This is a genomic window from Allobosea sp. GW822-FHT05A11 (assembly GCF_058800455.1).
In genome coordinates this window covers 706,572-719,628 of the sequence record NZ_JBXAMI010000001.1, presented here as the reverse complement: position 1 = coordinate 719,628, position 13,057 = coordinate 706,572, and the positions used below count along the sequence as shown (strand labels likewise).

Genomic DNA, 13,057 nt, shown 5'->3' with positions numbered 1-13,057 from the left:
GCTCAATGCCCGCCGAACGAGACCAGGGTCCGCACGGGCACGCCGAGCCGCCGGATCTTGTCGGCGCCGCCGAGTTCCGGCAGGTCGACGATGAAGCAGGCCGCAACGACCTCCGCGCCTAAGCCCGCGAGCAGGTTGACCGCCGCCTCCGCCGTGCCGCCCGTGGCGATCAGGTCGTCGACCAGCAGGACGCGCTCGCCCGGCTGCACCGCGTCGCGATGGATCTCGATCTCGTCCGTGCCGTATTCGAGCGCATAGGTCGCGCGCAGCGTCTCCAGCGGCAGCTTGCCCTTCTTGCGAACGGGCACGAAGCCGGCGGAGAGCTGATGCGCCACGGCCCCGCCCAGGATGAAGCCGCGCGCCTCGATCCCGGCGATCTTGGCGATCTTCAGGCCCGCGAAGGGTTGCACCAGTTCGTCGACCGCCCGGCGGAAGGCCCGCGCATCGCCGAGCAGCGTGGTGATATCGCGAAAGACGATGCCGGGCCGAGGATAATCGGGGATCGCGCGGATGCTGTCGGCAAGGTTCATGGACACCGTCTCGGAAGAACTGACGGAGGCCTTGGTCCGACGCCGGGCCGGCTTCGTCAAGGGCGCCGTCATCACGCCGCCTCGAGCACGCGCCCGGCGACGGCGTCGAGCTTCGCCAGCAGCGCCGGATCCCGGAAGGCCGGCGCCGTCACGATGGCGTTGTCGAGCGCGTTATGGGAGCCGGCCGGGCACGGCTCGCGCTGCGCCGGGAAATCGGCGGCGAGCCGCGCCACGAGGCGTCGCGCCTTGTCGGCATTGTCGTGCAGCACGGCGATGACCGAGGCGACATCGACGGCGCCGTGCAACTCGTGCCAGCAATCGTAGTCGGTCACCATCGCGACCGTGGCATAGGTGATCTCGGCTTCGCGGGCGAGCTTGGCCTCGGGCATCGCCGTCATGCCGATCAGGTCATAGCCGAGCCCACGATAGGTCATCGATTCCGCATAGGTCGAGAATTGCGGGCCTTCCATCGTGACCAGCGTCCCGCCGCGGACGAAGGGCAGCGCCTCGGCCTGCGCCGCCGCCGCGATCCGCGCCTGCAGGGCGGGCCCGACCGGATGGGCGACCGAGACATGGGCGACACAGCCCCGGCCGAAGAAGGAGTTCTCGCGCTGGCTCGTCCTGTCGACGAACTGGTCGACCAGCACGAACAGGCCGGGATAGAGCTCGGCCTTGTAGGAGCCGCAGGCGGAGAGCGAGACGAGATCGGTCACCCCCGCCCGCTTCAACACGTCGATATTGGCCCGGTAGTTGATCTCGGAGGGCGGGATCGCGTGGCCGCGCCCGTGACGAGGGAGGAAGACGATCTTCGTCTGGCCGATCCGGCCGGTCCGCAAGACATCCGAAGGTTCGCCCCACGGGCTTTCGATGCGCTCCTCGCGCAGGTCGGTCAGGCCCGGCAGATCGTAGATGCCCGATCCGCCGATGATTCCGAGAACGGCTTCGCTCATGGTCGATTTCCTCGAGCATCGACCCGAAAAGCGGAAGCCACTTTTCGGAAGGATTCGATGCGACAACAAATACGGGCGCGGAAAGGACCACCTTTCGATGACGGTCGCAATACGGCCGGACCGGACGCCGTCATGCTCGGGCCTGACCCGAGCATCTCTCCCCGAAGAAGGCTCTGGAATCCTCCCCTGCCCGAGATTCCCGGATCTACACTTCGCTTCGTCCGAGAATGACGGCTGCAAAACAAAAAAGGCCCCGTCGCCGGGGCCTTTTCTGAAACGATATCAGCTGCCTCAGTGAGCCGGCGAGCCGTCCGGCATGCGCGACCACACCTTCTTCTTGGTGTAGTAGAGCAGGAAGGCGAAAATGGTCAGGAACGCCATCACCTGCATGCCCAGGCGCTTGCGCGCCTCCAGATGCGGCTCCGCCATCCAGACCATGAAGGCGGCGACGTCGCGGGCATACTGGTCGACCGTCTCCGGCACCGGCGACTTGCCGTCCGCGCCCTTCGGATACTCGACCTGCCCATCGCTCAGCGGCTTGGGCATCGCGATCAGATGGCCGGGCATGTACTCGTTATAGTTCTGCCCGGGCAGCAGCGCGGGGAAGCCGGCCGGCGGCTCCTTGTAGCCCACCATCAGGGCATGGATGTAGTCCGGCCCCTGCTCCTGATACTGCGTGAACATATCGAAGATGAAGGTCGGGAAGCCGCGGGTATAGGTGCGCGCCTTGGCGAGCACCGAGAAGTCCGGCGGATAGGCGCCGCCCTGGGCCGCGCGGGCCGCCTGCTCGTTGGGGAACGGCGACGGGAAGCGGTCGGCCGCACGGCCGGGGCGATCGAACATCTCGCCCTGGTCGTTCGGGCCGTCCTTGACCTGGTAGGTCGCGGCGAGCGCGGCGACCTGGCCGGGCGTGAATTCGGGGCCGCCGGGCTGCGACAGGTTGCGGAAGGCGACGAGGCTGGCGCCATGGCAGCTCGCGCAGACTTCCTTGAAGACCTTGAAGCCGCGCTGCAGCTGGGCCCGATCGAACTTGCCGAACGGTCCCGAGAACGACCAGGTCAGCGCCGGCGGCTTCGGGCCGGCCTCGGCCGCCTGCGCTGCCGGCTGGAACAGCGCCAGGGAGAGGGCAGCAGTAAGCCCGGTCAGGGCGAGACGAAACGATGTTCTGCTCATGGTTCCGTCAGCCCTTGACGTTCGGTTCGGCAGCGGTGGCGGTCGCGACGCGCGCCGCCGATCCACCCTTGGAAGCGAGCACCGAGTCGGCGATCGAGGTCGGCAGCGCCTTCGGCCGCTCGAACAGGCCGACGACGAAGAGCGCGACGAAGAAGCCGAAATACAGCACGGTGAAAATCTGCGAGGCGATGACGTAGCCGCCTTCAGCCGGCATCGCGCCGAGATAGCCGAGGCCGATGCAGACCACGACGAAGGCCCAGAACAGCTGGCGCCCGATCGGCCGATAGCTCATCGACTTGACCTTGGAGGTGTCGATCCAGGGCAGGAAGGCGAGCACCACGATCGCCCCGCCCATCGCCATGACGCCGCCGAGCTTGTCGGGAATGGCGCGCAGGATCGCGTAGAACGGCAGGAAGTACCATTCCGGGACGATATGCGCCGGGGTCGAGGCCGGGTTCGCCGGGATGTAGTTGTCGGCATGGCCCATGAAGTTCGGCTGGTAGAACACGAACCAGGCGAACAGGATCATGAACACGACCATGCCGAAGATGTCCTTGACGGTCGCGTAGGGCGTGAACGGCACGGTATCCTTCTGGACGTTCTTCACCTCGACGCCGGTCGGGTTGTTCTGGCCGACGACGTGCAGCGCCCAGATATGCAGACCGACGACACCGAAGATCATGAACGGCAGTAGGTAGTGCAGCGAGAAGAAGCGGTTCAGCGTCGGGTTGTCGACCGAGTAACCGCCCCACAGGAAGGTGACGATCGTCTCGCCGACCACCGGCAGGGCCGAGAACAGGTTGGTGATGACGGTCGCGCCCCAGAAGGACATCTGGCCCCAGGGCAGCACGTAGCCCATGAACGCCGTCGCCATCATCAGCAGGAAGATGACCACGCCGAGAATCCAGAGCAGCTCGCGCGGCGCCTTGTACGAGCCATAATAAAGCCCGCGGAAGATATGCACATAGACGGCGATGAAGAACATCGAGGCGCCGTTGGAGTGCAGGTAGCGCAGGAGCCAGCCGTAATTCACGTCGCGCATGATGTGCTCGACCGAATTGAAGGCGAGCATCGAATTGGCCGTGTAGTGCATCGCCAGGACGATGCCTGTGACGATCTGCGCCACCAGCATGAAAGCGAGGATGCCGCCGAAGGTCCACAGATAGTTCAGGTTGCGCGGCACCGGATAGGAAACCGCCGAATCATGGGCGAGCCGGATGATCGGCAGGCGCACATCGAGCCAGCGTTCGATGCCGGTCTTCGGGACGTAGGAACTGTGACCACTCATGAAGAATGCCTCAAGGCTGTCTCATCTTGGCAGGAAAGCGTCGAGCGCATCGCTCAGCCGATCTTGATCTTGGTGTCCGCCGTGAAAGCGTAAGGCGGCACCGGCAGGTTGAGCGGCGCCGGCCCCTTGCGGATGCGGCCGGAGGAATCGTAGTGCGAACCGTGGCAGGGGCAGAACCAGCCGTCGAAATCGCCCTTCGATTCGCCGGGCGCGGTGCCCAGCGGAATGCAGCCGAGATGGGTGCAGTTGCCGAAGACGACCAGATACTGCTCGTGGCCGGCCTTGGTGCGCTGCTGGTCGGTCTGCGGATCGCGCAGGGTCGCGACGTCGACGGCCAGCGCCTCGTCGATTTCCTTCTTGGTGCGATGGCGCACGAAGATCGGCTTGCCGCGCCAGAACAGCTTGATCGCCTGGCCTTCGGCGATGGGGGCCAGGTCGACATCGACCGGCGCGCCGGCGGCCACGGTCTGCGCATCGGGCGCCATCTGGCTGACCAGGGGGACGACGAGCGCCCCGATGCCGACCGCGCCGGCGGCGCCGGTGGCAAGCATCAGGAAATCGCGGCGGGTTGTTCCGGTCGATGTATCGGTCGCGTGCGCCACGATCCAAACCTCTTACACGTCTTGCGAGCTGTAACAGCTCGAAATTGTCGCCTCTCGCCCTCATAGGGGCGCGTCGCTGCCGCCGCAATGCGGCGGTGCGTCACCTTCGGCTCTTTGACATGCAGATTGGACGAAGTCTACTGTCGCGAACGCCTCGGCCATGCATGGCGCACAGTCCGCCGGCGAAGGCGTTCAGACGGCGAGCTTTTCCGGATCGGCCGCAGCCAGGAAGCCACCCGATTGGCGTGCCCAGAGCCGGGCATAGAGGCCGCCGCGCGCGATCAACTCGTTATGGCTGCCGATATCGGCGATCCGCCCGCCATCGAGCACGATCAGCCGGTCGAGCGCAGCGATGGTCGACAGCCGATGCGCGATCGCGATCACGGTCTTGCCCTGCATCAGGGCAGCGAGCTGCTGCTGGATCGCCGCCTCGACCTCGGAGTCGAGCGCCGAGGTCGCCTCGTCGAGAATCAGGATCGGCGCATCTTTGAGCAGCACGCGGGCGATCGCGATGCGCTGGCGCTGCCCGCCCGAAAGCTTCACGCCGCGCTCGCCGACGCGCGAATCGAAGCCCTGGCGCCCGTCCTGGTCGCCGAGGCCCAGGATGAAGCCATGCGCCTCCGCCTGCTGCGCCGCGAGCGCGATTTCGGCTTCGCTCGCGCCGATGCGGCCATAGGCGATATTGTCGCCGATCGAGCGGTGCAGCAGCGAATTATCCTGCGTCACCATGCCGATCTGGGCTCGCAGGCTATCCTGCGTGACATGGGCGATGTCCTGCCCGTCGATCAGGATGCGACCGCCTTCGAGGGGGTAGAGCCGGAGCAGCAGGTTCACCAAGGTCGACTTGCCGGCACCCGACGGGCCGACCAGCCCGATCCGCTCGCCCGGCTTGATCTGGAGATCGAGCCCGTCGAACAGCCCCTGCCCCCGGCCGTAGTTGAAGCGGATCTTCTCGAAGCTGATCGCGCCCTTGTCGACGACCAGCGGCACCGCGCCCGGCGCATCCGGCAGGTCGTGCGGCTTGGCGATCGTCTCCATGCTCTCCTGCACCGAGCCGATATTCTCGAAGATGCCGCGCACCAGATGGATCAGCCAGCCCGACATCTGCACCAGCCGGAGCACGAGCCCGATGGCGGCCGCGACCGCGCCCGGCGTCATCTCGCCCTGGCTCCAGAGCAGCAGCGCAAGCCAGGCCGTGGCCACCACGAGCAGGCTGTTCATCGTCTGCAGGATGACGCTGACGCCGGTGATCAGGCGCGACAGATTGAGGAAGGAAGCGTTCCAGCGCGACAACGAGTCGCGCACCGCCGAGCGCTCGGCATCGGCCCGGGCGAACAGCTTCACCGTCAGGATGTTCGTATAGGAATCGACGATGCGCCCCGTCGTGGTCGAGCGCCCCAGCGAGTTCGCCTCCGAGCGCCGCTTGGCCCGCGGCACGAAATAGATCAGCAGCACGACATAGGCCGCAAGCCACAGGATCACCGGCAGCGCCAGCCACGGGCTGGTCTTGCCGAAGAAGCCGATCGCGACCGTGGCGAAGACCAGCGCGTACCAGAGGTCGTCGATGACCTCGATCGTCGCACCCCGGATCGCCTGCCCGGCCTGGATGACACGCGCGGAGAGGCGCCCGGCGAAATCGTTCTGGAAGTAGCCCAGCGCGTGGCCGAGCGTGTAGACATGGTTGCGCCAGCGGATCTGGTTGGTGATCTGCGGCACCACGACCTGGTCGACGATGGCGTGGTTGGCGAAATAGATCAGCGGCCGGACGACGACGAGCAGGAAGGCCGCGCCGGCCAGGAGCCAGCCATGGTCGCGGAAGATCGTCTCCGGCGATTGCGTCGAGAGCAGGTCGACGAACCAGCCGACCATCAGATACATCGCCGCCTCGATGCCGCTGAAGCCCAGGCCCGTGAGCATGATCAGGGCCATCCAGCCCTTCACGCCCTTGATGTGGTGCCACATGAAGGGCCAGACGCCGCGCGGCGGCGTCTCCTGCTCGTCGAAGCGGGCAAAGACGTCGATTCGGCTTTCGAGCCAGCGGAAGAGCGGAGCGAACATGTCTGCCTTCCTCTGAATCGGCATAACGACGGAAACGAGGCATATGGCCCTCGCCGGCGCCGATAGCCAGTCTGCTTGACGCATATCCGGGCGTCACCGCATGACAGGGCCATGCTTCGCCTCGCCCTTTTCCAGCCGGACATCCCGCAGAACGCCGGCACGATGATCCGCATGGCCGCCTGCCTCGGCATCGCCGTCGACATCGTCGAGCCCGCAGCCTTCGATATCTCGGATCGACATTTCCGCCGCTCCGGCATGGATTATCTCGAGCGCGCCGCCGTCCGGCGCCATGATTCCTTCTCTGCCTTCGAGAACTGGCGCCGGGCGCAAGGCCATCGCCTCGTCCTGGCTGAGACCGACGGCGAGACCGCCCTGCCCGACTTCGCCTTCCGCCTCGGTGACATCGTCCTGGTCGGGCGCGAATCGACCGGCGTGACGGCCGAAGTGCATGCCGCCGCCGAGGCCAGCCTGCACATTCCGATGCGGTCGGGATTGCGCTCGCTCAATGTCGCACTGGCAGCAGCAATGGTAATGGGCGAGGCCTTGCGACAGACTGGCGGCTTCCCGGGCCGCGATGGAACAGATGATGACCACCCCGAAGCCCGCTGAATCCCTCCCCGTCGATCCCGCCGTGGTCGAAGCGCTCAAGCCGCGCGCCGCAGCCTGGTTCGAGACCCTGCGCGATCGCATCTGCGCCGCCTTCGAAGCGGTCGAGGACGAGGCCGCCGGCCCCTTCCCGCCCGAGGCGGATGCGCCCGGGCGCTTCGTCCGCACGCCGTGGCAGCGCACCAACCATGACGGCGCGCCCGGTGGCGGCGGCGTCATGTCGATCATGAAGGGCCGCGTCTTCGAGAAGGTCGGCGTCCACGTCTCGACCGTACATGGCAGCTTCCACCCCGATTTTGCAGCGCAGATTCCTGGCGCTTCGGAGGACCCGCGCTTCCATGCCACGGGGATTTCGCTGATCGCCCATCCCTGGAACCCGCATGCGCCGACCGTGCACATGAACACGCGGCTCGTCGTCACCACCAAGCCCTGGTTCGGCGGCGGCGCCGACCTGACGCCGGTGCTGGAGGCGCGGCGCAACCAGAGCGATCCGGATACGCAGGCTTTCCACGCCGCGATGCGTGCACCCTGCGAGGAGTTTCCGGCCGTGGCGGACTATCCGCGCTTCAAGAGCTGGTGCGACGAGTATTTCTTCCTGAAGCACCGCAACGAGCCGCGCGGCATCGGCGGCATCTTCTACGACTACATCTGGACAGGCGACGTCGAAGCCGATTTCGCCTTCACAAGGGCCGTCGGCGAGGCTTTCCTCGACAGCTACCCGAACATCCTGCGCCGCAATATCGGCAAGCCCTGGAGTGAGGCCGAGCGGCACGAGCAGCAGGTGCGGCGCGGACGCTATGTCGAATTCAACCTGCTCTATGACCGCGGCACGATCTTCGGGCTGAAGACCGGCGGCAACGTCGCGTCGATCCTGTCCTCCATGCCGCCGACGGTGCGCTGGCCCTGAGGGCAGAGCTTCCTGGTGCAGCCCGCGCTAGCGGGCAGCGGCCAGGGCCGTCTTGACGAACTCCATCTGCTTGTCCGCCCCGGTCGGGCAGCCGGCCTCGATCCAGCTCTGCCGGGCCGTCGCAAGCGCCTGTCCGACACGCGGCCCGGGCGAGATGCCGAGCCCGATGACATCCTTGCCCGTCGGCTCGAAGCGCGGCGTCCGGCCGAGTTCGCCGATGAGGCACTGCACGCCGTTCCGGTCTTCGCTCCCCGCGGAAACATTCAACAGAACGAGCGCGGCAGCCGCGGCGGCGTCCCCCGCGCCATGCGCGACGTGGCGCAACTTGGCAATGCTGGGAAGATTTGCCCGTCCACCCAGGCCTTCCAGCGCTCGCGCAAGGCGCTCGATCCGGTCGAACTCCTCGTTCGAAAGCCGCAACCGGTCGCGCAGGCGCAACGCATCCTCGCCCACTGCAACCGATAGTGCCGCCAGCCGAAACGCCGGATAGACGTCGGCGCCGTCATCCTCCGCGACTGCGGCGAAGCGCGAGAGATGTGGCACGCCACCGATCACCGGCATCAGCAGCCCGGCGCCGGCCATCGCCTGGATGGTCGCGACGACGCCAGGCGCAACGAGGAGCTTCAGCAGCTCAGCCCGAACCCGCTCGCGCGACAATCCCGCAAGCCCCTCGCGGCCGGCGATGCAGGCACGCAGTCCCTCCGCATCGGGCTCTCCCGCTCCATAGCGGGCATGGAAGCGGAAGAAGCGCAGGATGCGCAGGTAATCCTCCCGGATGCGGGCATCCGCCTCTCCGATGAAGCGCACGCGCCGCCCGGCGAGATCGTCGAGCCCGCCGCAATAGTCATGCAACCGGCCGTCCCGGCCAAGCCCGAGCGCATTGATGGTGAAATCGCGCCTGAGCGCATCGGCTGCGAAATCGCGGCCGAACACGACCTTGGCGCGGCGCCCATCCGTCTCGACATCGCGCCGGAGCGTCGTCACCTCGAAGCTCGCGCCCTCGGTGACGAGCGTCACCGTGCCGTGCTCGATCCCGGTCGGCACCGCCTTGAAGCCTGCCGCTCGTCCACGCCGTATCGTCTCGTCCGGCAAGGCGGTCGTCGCGAGATCGATATCGCTTGCCGGTTCGCCGATGAGGAGGTTGCGCACCGCACCGCCAACGACGCGCGTCTCCTCGCCGTCTCCATCGAGCGCCAGCAGCAACCGCGCCAGCGCCGGCTGCATCAGGAAGCGCGCGATCTCGCCGGCGCGATCCCCGCTCATTTGAAGCGGCCGGGCACCAGAACCCCGTTCTCCATATGCGGCGGCTCGTAGGCGCCCTCGCTGCGCGGCGCGATGAAGCCACCATAGATCAGCACGGCGATCGCCAGCACGAAGCCCACGACCGCCAGGCGAAAGACATGTGGGCTCCAGTGCTCGACATCGAAGGGATTGCGCCTGTTGATGACGAGATAGCCTGCGAAAATGCAGAAAGGCAGGACGAAGAGCAGAACCTCTTCGATGATCGCGCGCAGCATCGGCTTCGTCGTTTCCTCGGCGCGTCCTCCGCGCAGTACAGTCTTATCCGGCCAGCCGCTCGTAGAGGTTGCGGATCATGCCGGCGGTCGCCCCCCAGATATAGCGATCCTGGAACGGCATCGCATAGTAGGTGCGGAAATGCCCCTTCCATTCCCGGCCCTCGCGCTTGTGGTTTGCAGGGTCGAGCAGGAAGGAGAGTGGCGTCTCGAAGGCCTCGTCGACCTCGTTATGGTTGATCGTCAGCGAGAAGGGCGGCTCGACCAGCGCGACCACCGGCACGATCCGGTAGCCGGTGCCTGTCAGATAGGCGTCGAGGAAGCCGAGCGTGCGGATATGCGAGCGCGACAGGCCGATCTCCTCCTCGGTCTCGCGCAGGGCCGTGACGACCGGCGAGCCATCGACGGCATCGACGCGCCCGCCGGGAAAGGCGACCTGTGCCGAATGGTTGCGGAGCGCCGCGGCACGCTGCGTCAGCAACACGGTCGGCCCCTCGGGGCGCGGCACGATGCCGATCAGCACGGCAGCCGGCACGGCCCGCTTCTCGTCGGGGATCGGCACCGGCGAGGGTTGATTCTCATGGTCGCCGCGCGGCCGGCTGATCACATCCCCCAACGCTGGCGGCTCGGCCCTCAGCCGCTCGCGCGCCAAGGTCGCGAAGCCCTCGGCACTGAGGTTGAGGGCAGACTCGATTGTGTTCAGCACCCGATATCCTCGATCTCGCTCGCCGGCAGTGCCGGATAAAACTGACCCGCGGTGGCGATCCCGAACATCGCCGTGCCCCCGACCTCCCTGATCTCGCCGAGCGCCAGCAGGTCATAGGTCAGCGCCCGCGTCAGCCGGGCCCAGAGGCCCCGCCGGACATGGACATAGGGCTTCAACCCGTCCTGCGCAGCCCGCGCGAAACGCAAGGCGTGGTCCGACCCCACCCCGACGAGATCGTCGACCTGCGTGCGGAACGCGATCGTCCGGCCATCGCCCTCGCCATCGACCTGCATCTCGACAGCCTGGAACGGCGCGTCATCGACCGTGATCCCGACCTTCTCGACCGGGGTCACGAGAAAGTAATCGTCGCCCTCGCGCTTCAACACCGAGGAGAACAGCTTCACCAGCGCCGGCCGGCCGATCGGCGTGCCCATGTAGAACCAGGTGCCGTCCGCGGCGATGCGCATGTCGAGATCGCCGCAGAAAGGCGGGTCCCAGCGCTCCACCGGCGGCAGGCCGCGCGCCTTGCCACCGCCGAGCGAAGCCATCAACCGCTCCATCGCCTGGCCCGGTCCCGTCATCTCGATCTCTCTGCTCCCCGGCTGCGGCATCGTGGCTGCATCGCGTTTCCGCCTTGAACTCCACATAATCGTGAAGCCGGATGATGTGTACCGTTCCATTCGGCGCTTGAGCCGGCAGGATGGCCCGTCCACACTCCCTGGATGATGACGCCGGGCGCCTGCGCCCTCGCGACGAAGGTGAAGGAGACCGACATGGCGGCGCAAGCCCGGGCAAACGAGAGCACCTCGCCGATCGACCTCGACACAGGCATCGTCGAGGCGGCGGAAGCGGCACTCGGCGCCATCGGCGCAGCGCGCAAGGAGATCGGCCAGGTCATCTTCGGCCAGCAGAAGGTCGTCGATCTCTCGCTGGTGACGCTGCTTTCGGGCGGGCACGGCCTGCTCGTCGGCGTGCCCGGCCTCGCCAAGACCAAGCTCGTCGAGGCGATGGGCACCGTGCTCGGCCTCGCAGCCCGGCGCGTCCAGTTCACGCCGGACCTGATGCCGTCCGACATCCTCGGCTCCGAGGTGCTCGACGAATCGAGCGACGGCAAGCGCCATTTCCGCTTCATCAAGGGCCCGGTCTTCGCCCAGCTCCTGATGGCGGACGAGATCAACCGCGCCTCGCCGCGCACGCAGTCCGCCCTGCTGCAGGCGATGCAGGAGCACCATGTCACGGTCGCCGGCGAGCGCTATGACCTGCCGGCGCCCTTCCATGTGCTGGCGACACAGAACCCGATCGAGCAGGAAGGCACCTATCCGCTGCCCGAGGCCCAGCTCGACCGCTTCCTGCTTGAGATCGATGTCGGCTATCCCGACCGCGAGGCCGAGCGGCGCATCCTGCTGGAGACCACCGGCGCCGCCGAATACAAGCCCGCCGCGGCGATGACGGCGGAGACGCTGATGTCGATCCAGCGCCTCGTCCGGCGCCTGCCGGTCGGCGAGGCGATCGTCGATGCGATCCTCGACCTCGTCCGCTCCGCCCGCCCCGGCGAGGGCGAGGCCTCGGTCACCGACAAGCTCTCCTGGGGCCCGGGCCCCCGCGCCAGCCAGTCGCTGACATTGGCGGTGCGTGCCCGTGCCCTCGTCGAAGGCCGGCTCGCCCCCTCCGTCGACGATGTCGCGGCGCTCGCCATCCCCGTCCTGAAGCACCGCGTCGCGCTGACCTTCGCCGCCCGCGCCGATGGCGAGACCGTCGAAGGCTTGATCGGCAAGCTCGTGGAACGGCTGGGATAAGCCGATGCTGCGCACGCGCGTCCTGGGTCCGAGCGAAAGGCGGCCATCGCGGCCGGTCCTCACGGATGCGCTCGACCTCGCCGCGCGCCTGCCGCGCCTGATCCTGGAGGCGCGCCGCGTCTCGGCCAGCATCCATGGCATCCATGGAAGGCGCCGCGCCGGTCCGGGCGAGACCTTCTGGCAGTACCGCCCGCTGGTCGCCGGCGAATCGGCCTCGCGCATCGACTGGCGCCGCTCCGCCCGTGACGGCCATCTCTTCGTCCGCGAGCGCGAATGGGAAGCCTCGCATTCGATCTGGCTCTGGATCGACCGCTCCCCCTCGATGGGCTTCGCCTCCTCGCTCGCCATGGCCTCGAAGCTCGACCGCGCGCTGGTCGCAGGCTTCGCGCTGGCCGAAACGATGGTCGAGGGCGGCGAGCGCGTCGGCCATATCGGATTGACGCGGGCGCTGGCCTCCCGTCGCATCGTCGAGCTGCTGGCGCAGGCCGTCATCGCGGACGAGCGCAACACCCCCTCGGATATTCCGCCGGAAGCGCCCCTGCCCCGGCTGGCGGACGCGATCATCATCACCGACGGGCTGTCGCCCGCCTCGGCACTGACCCAGCGGATCGCCACGCTCGCGTCATCGGGCGCGCGCGGCCATGTCCTGCTGATCGCCGATCCGATCGAGGAAACCTTCCCCTTCAGCGGCCAGGCCGAACTCTTCGACCTTGAGGACGGGCTGACCCTGCGCGTCGGCGATGCCGGCGCCTGGGGCGATGAATACCGCCAGCGCCTCGCCGCCCATCGCGAGGCGATCGCCGAGGCCTGCCGCAGGGCCGGCTGGACCCTGACGCTGCATCGCACCGACCGTCCGGCCAGCGAAGCGGTGCTGCGCATCGCGAGCCTCATTGCCGCCTCGCGCAGCGCCTCGGGCTTCTGAGGGGA

14 protein-coding genes are annotated in these 13,057 nt (G+C 67.4%); 4 read left to right on the top strand and 10 right to left on the bottom strand.

Annotated features, from left to right (window positions below):
• Positions 1 to 2 precede the first annotated feature (2 nt).
• The 6 genes from AC1RLU_RS03470 to AC1RLU_RS03445 all read right to left on the bottom strand — a co-directional run bounded on the left by AC1RLU_RS03470 (position 3) and on the right by AC1RLU_RS03445 (position 6,601).
• Entirely contained in the window at positions 3 to 530 is a 528-nt protein-coding gene (locus AC1RLU_RS03470; protein WP_061970256.1) for an adenine phosphoribosyltransferase, read from the bottom strand.
• 71 nt (positions 531 to 601) lie between these two features.
• The gene (locus AC1RLU_RS03465) at positions 602 to 1,480 is read right to left on the bottom strand and encodes an S-methyl-5'-thioadenosine phosphorylase (RefSeq protein WP_492793880.1); all 879 of its coding nucleotides are present in this window, start codon (positions 1,478 to 1,480) and stop codon (positions 602 to 604) included.
• 291 nt (positions 1,481 to 1,771) lie between these two features.
• Positions 1,772 to 2,653, bottom strand: a complete 882-nt coding sequence (locus AC1RLU_RS03460; RefSeq protein ID WP_492793879.1) for a cytochrome c1 — start codon at positions 2,651 to 2,653, stop codon at positions 1,772 to 1,774.
• A 7-nt stretch (positions 2,654 to 2,660) separates the two neighbouring features.
• Complete coding sequence (locus AC1RLU_RS03455; protein ID WP_061969516.1) at positions 2,661 to 3,941, bottom strand: cytochrome b; 1,281 nt, start codon at positions 3,939 to 3,941, stop codon at positions 2,661 to 2,663.
• Positions 3,942 to 3,994: 53 nt separating this feature from the next.
• Positions 3,995 to 4,543, bottom strand: a complete 549-nt coding sequence (gene petA, locus AC1RLU_RS03450) for a ubiquinol-cytochrome c reductase iron-sulfur subunit (RefSeq protein ID WP_280140790.1) — start codon at positions 4,541 to 4,543, stop codon at positions 3,995 to 3,997.
• Between the two features lie 192 nt (positions 4,544 to 4,735).
• Entirely contained in the window at positions 4,736 to 6,601 is a 1,866-nt protein-coding gene (locus AC1RLU_RS03445) for an ABC transporter ATP-binding protein (protein ID WP_061969519.1), read from the bottom strand.
• Positions 6,602 to 6,712: 111 nt separating this feature from the next.
• Here AC1RLU_RS03445 and AC1RLU_RS03440 point away from each other — a divergent pair, with 111 nt between their 5' ends.
• Both AC1RLU_RS03440 and hemF read left to right on the top strand, forming a co-directional pair.
• Positions 6,713 to 7,210: a tRNA (cytidine(34)-2'-O)-methyltransferase gene (locus AC1RLU_RS03440; protein ID WP_492793878.1), complete on the top strand. Its 498-nt coding sequence runs from the start codon at positions 6,713 to 6,715 to the stop codon at positions 7,208 to 7,210.
• Positions 7,188 to 8,114 (top strand): oxygen-dependent coproporphyrinogen oxidase, encoded by a 927-nt coding sequence (hemF, locus tag AC1RLU_RS03435; RefSeq protein ID WP_492793876.1) that lies wholly within the window; start codon positions 7,188 to 7,190, stop codon positions 8,112 to 8,114. Before AC1RLU_RS03440 ends, hemF begins: the two co-directional genes overlap by 23 nt.
• A gap of 27 nt (positions 8,115 to 8,141) precedes the next feature.
• Here hemF and AC1RLU_RS03430 read toward each other — a convergent pair whose 3' ends face one another.
• From AC1RLU_RS03430 to AC1RLU_RS03415, 4 genes are read right to left on the bottom strand one after another with little or no spacing between them, the layout of a single operon-like run.
• Positions 8,142 to 9,377, bottom strand: coding sequence for a CCA tRNA nucleotidyltransferase (locus AC1RLU_RS03430; protein ID WP_492793874.1), 1,236 nt, complete (start codon positions 9,375 to 9,377; stop codon positions 8,142 to 8,144).
• Positions 9,374 to 9,631, bottom strand: coding sequence for a DUF6111 family protein (locus AC1RLU_RS03425; protein ID WP_091856648.1), 258 nt, complete (start codon positions 9,629 to 9,631; stop codon positions 9,374 to 9,376). The genes AC1RLU_RS03430 and AC1RLU_RS03425 overlap by 4 nt, the downstream gene beginning before the upstream one ends.
• A 43-nt stretch (positions 9,632 to 9,674) precedes the next feature.
• Entirely contained in the window at positions 9,675 to 10,334 is a 660-nt protein-coding gene (locus AC1RLU_RS03420) for a CoA pyrophosphatase (RefSeq protein WP_492793872.1), read from the bottom strand.
• Positions 10,328 to 10,915 (bottom strand): DUF1285 domain-containing protein, encoded by a 588-nt coding sequence (locus AC1RLU_RS03415; RefSeq protein ID WP_492793870.1) that lies wholly within the window; start codon positions 10,913 to 10,915, stop codon positions 10,328 to 10,330. The genes AC1RLU_RS03420 and AC1RLU_RS03415 overlap by 7 nt, the downstream gene beginning before the upstream one ends.
• A gap of 192 nt (positions 10,916 to 11,107) precedes the next feature.
• Here AC1RLU_RS03415 and AC1RLU_RS03410 point away from each other — a divergent pair, with 192 nt between their 5' ends.
• Positions 11,108 to 12,130: an AAA family ATPase gene (locus tag AC1RLU_RS03410; protein WP_244511926.1), complete on the top strand. Its 1,023-nt coding sequence runs from the start codon at positions 11,108 to 11,110 to the stop codon at positions 12,128 to 12,130.
• A gap of 4 nt (positions 12,131 to 12,134) precedes the next feature.
• Complete coding sequence (locus AC1RLU_RS03405) at positions 12,135 to 13,052, top strand: DUF58 domain-containing protein (protein ID WP_492793868.1); 918 nt, start codon at positions 12,135 to 12,137, stop codon at positions 13,050 to 13,052.
• Positions 13,053 to 13,057 lie beyond the last annotated feature (5 nt).